This is a genomic window from Melaminivora alkalimesophila (genome assembly GCF_000282995.1).
In the GTDB taxonomy this organism is placed as follows: Bacteria; Pseudomonadota; Gammaproteobacteria; order Burkholderiales; family Burkholderiaceae_C; genus Melaminivora; species Melaminivora alkalimesophila.
In genome coordinates this window covers 1-1812 of the sequence record NZ_ALEE01000213.1, presented here as the reverse complement: position 1 = coordinate 1812, position 1812 = coordinate 1, and the positions used below count along the sequence as shown (strand labels likewise).

The 1812-nt window shown below is 71.7% G+C and carries 2 protein-coding genes; both read right to left on the bottom strand.

The annotated features are described in order from the left end of the window. Window positions 1-107: 107 nt before the first annotated feature. Complete coding sequence (gene fdx / locus A612_RS03545) at window positions 108-446, bottom strand: ISC system 2Fe-2S type ferredoxin (protein WP_019373213.1); 339 nt, start codon at window positions 444-446, stop codon at window positions 108-110. A 68-nt stretch (window positions 447-514) separates the two neighbouring features. After that, window positions 515-1812: Fe-S protein assembly chaperone HscA (gene hscA / locus A612_RS03540; protein ID WP_019373212.1), on the bottom strand; the 1298-nt coding region annotated here is incomplete at its 5' end.

Here is a 1812-nt window from a genome sequence, read left to right as displayed (position 1 = left end):
GGTCGCCGTCGGCCGCCGACAGGCCGGTGGTTTCCGTGTCCAGGACGATCTGGCGGGTCATGCGCGGCTCCGGCGGCCACCGGCGAGGAAGTCGAAGGCACGGTCCATCAGTGGTTCTCGCGCGCGTGGTTGATGGTGTATTTGGGGATTTCCACCGTGACGTCGCTCTGCGCGAGGATCGCCTGGCAGGACAGGCGCGACTGTGGCTCCAGACCCCAGGCGCGGTCCAGCAGGTCTTCTTCTTCCTCTTCGGCCTCGTTGAGCGAGTCGTAGCCGCTGCGCACGATCACGTGGCAGGTGGTGCAGGCGCAGCTCATGTCACAGGCGTGCTCGATGTTGATGTCGTTCTCCAGCAGCGCCTCGCAGATCGAGGTGCCGGCAGGGGCGCTGATCTCGGCGCCCTCGGGGCAATACTCGGGATGGGGCAGAACCTTGATGACGGGCATGGTGGGGCCTTGGGTATGTTCGTTCTTCGGGCACCGGGCCGCACAGGCCCGGCGCAGGGAGCGGGAGGCTACAGCGCGCTGACCGAGCGCCCGGCAAGGGCCCGGCGGATGCCGCGGTTCATGCGCCGGGCCGCGAAGGCCTCGGTGCCCTGGGCCAGCCGCTTGCCAGCCGCCTCGATGGCGACCGCGTCCTGCGACTGGGCCAGCGCCTCGCGCAGGGACTGCATCAGGGCCTCGATGGCGGTGCGCTCGGCGGGCTCCAGCACGTCGCCGTCGGCCTCCAGCGCGCTCTGCGTCGCCAGCAGCAGGCGCTCGGCATCGACGCGCGCCTCGGCCAGCGCGCGCGCGCGCTTGTCCTCCTCGGCAGTGGCGAAGCCCTCCTGCAGCATGCGGGCGATCTGCTCGTCCGACAGGCCATAGGAAGGCTTGACGTCGATGCGCGCCTGCACGCCGCTGGTCAGCTCCTCGGCCGCCACGCTCAGCAGGCCGTCGGCATCCACCGTGAAGGTCACACGGATGCGCGCCGCGCCGGCGGCCATGGGCGGGATGCCGCGCAGCTCGAAACGCGCCAGGCTGCGGCAGTCCTGCACCAGGTCGCGCTCGCCCTGCACCACGTGCAGCGCCATGGCCGTCTGGCCGTCCTTGTAGGTCGTGAAATCCTGGGCGCGTGCCGTGGGGATGGTCTCGTTGCGCCCGATGATGCGCTCGACCAGCCCGCCCATGGTCTCGATACCCAGCGACAGCGGAATCACATCCAGCAGCAGCAGCTCGCCGGCGGCGTCGTTGCCGGCCAGCTGGTTGGCCTGGATGGCGGCGCCCAGCGCCACCACCTGGTCCGGATCCAGGTTGGTCAGCGGCTCGCGGCCAAAGAACGCCGCCACCGCCTCGCGCACGGCGGGCATGCGGGTCGAGCCGCCCACCAGCACCACGCCCTGCACCTCGTCGCGGCCGATCTGCGCATCGCGCAGCGCGCGGCGCACGGCGGCGAGGGTGCGCTGGGTGAGCGCCGCCGTGGCCTCGGCGAAGTCGGCGCGCCGCACCTCGCACTCGAGCGGCCCGTCCGAGAGCAGCGCGCCGAACCGGGCGACTTCCGAATCCGTCAGCGCTTCCTTGCACGCGCGTGCCGCCATGCGCACCGCCGCCCGGTCGGCGGGCGTGGCCGGGCTGCGGCCCTGGCGGGCCAGCACCCAGTCTGCAAGCGCGGCATCGTAGTCGTCACCGCCGAGGGCCGAATCGCCGCCCGTGGCGATGACCTCGAACACGCCGCGCGCCAGCCGCAGGATGGAGATGTCGAAGGTGCCGCCGCCCAGGTCGTAGACCGCATAGACGCCTTCCGAGCCATTGTCCAGCCCGTAGGCCACGGCAG